1 protein-coding gene and 1 pseudogene are annotated in these 1,084 nt (G+C 62.7%); one reads left to right on the plus strand and one right to left on the minus strand.

Annotated elements, in window-relative coordinates; translation table 11 throughout:
• A pseudogene (locus EN893_RS35215) lies at positions 1–362 on the minus strand (GNAT family N-acetyltransferase); the annotation flags it as partial.
• Between the two features lie 83 nt (positions 363–445).
• Between EN893_RS35215 and EN893_RS35220 the strand changes: the two are divergent.
• Positions 446–1,084 (plus strand): aminotransferase class I/II-fold pyridoxal phosphate-dependent enzyme (locus tag EN893_RS35220; protein WP_128362225.1); only part of this gene is annotated, 639 nt, incomplete at its 3' end.

A 1,084-nucleotide genomic window follows, 5' to 3' on the forward strand; every position in this document is an offset into this window, starting at 1 on the left:
TTGCGCGAGATGAGCGGTCCCCAATAGATGTTGCCGATCTCGATGACGCCGTACGCCGGATCGATGCGCATCAGCGTCTGGCGTCCGGCGACCTTGCCGCTGGGCTTGTCGATGACGGTGAAGAACAGCGGATCCTCGCTGGCCTCGACCTTGTCCAGCCATGGCTGGAAGGCGGCGCGGGTCTCCGGCGGATAATCGGGCAACCAGGCGAAGCGGCCGTCGATGTCGGACACGGAGGACGCTTCATAGAGGCCATCGCCATGTTTTGCGGCACTCAGCGGTTCGAGCCGGACAGTGCTTCCGTCGATGGTCTTGCGTTCGGGCCGCGGGCGCGGTTGCCAATCCCTGAGATTTTCCGACACCGAAAGCTCCAATCCGTTTGACTTTTGCCAGCCGAAGCTCACAAAAACGCGACCCAACAGCAAGAACCACACGGACGGGAAAAATGCTCCACACGATTTCGGCCTTCGACCGCCTTGGCGAGGAAAACGCCTTTGCCGTGCTCGCGAGGGCCACAGCACTTGCCCAACAAGGCCGCGACATCGTCAATCTCGGCATCGGCCAGCCGGACTTCAAGACGCCGCAGCACATCGTCGAGGCGGCGATCAAGGCGCTGCGCGACGGCCATCACGGCTACACGCCGGCCAATGGCCTGCTGGCGACCCGCGAAGCGGTGGTGCGGCGCACGCTGACCACCACTGGTGTCGAAGTATCGCCCGAAACGGTGATGATCCTGCCCGGCGGCAAGCCAACCATGTTCGCCGCGATCCTGATGTTCGGCGAACCTGGCGCCGAAATCCTCTATCCCGATCCGGGCTTTCCCATCTATCGCTCGATGATCGAGTTCACCGGTGCAGCCCCTATTCCCGTGCCGATGCGCGAGGAGAACGGCTTTGCCTTCTCGGCCGAGGAGACATTGGCGCTGATCACCTCGAAGACCAGGCTGCTGATCCTCAACTCGCCCGCCAATCCGACAGGCGGCGTCACGCCGCGTGCCGAGATCGAGAAACTGGTCAAGGGGCTGGAGGCGCATCCGCAGGTCGCCATCCTCTCCGACGAGATCTACGACGTCATGACCTATGAT

Origin of the sequence: Mesorhizobium sp. M7A.F.Ca.CA.004.04.2.1, from assembly GCF_004022825.1 — a bacterium.
Lineage (GTDB): Bacteria > Pseudomonadota > Alphaproteobacteria > Rhizobiales > Rhizobiaceae > Mesorhizobium.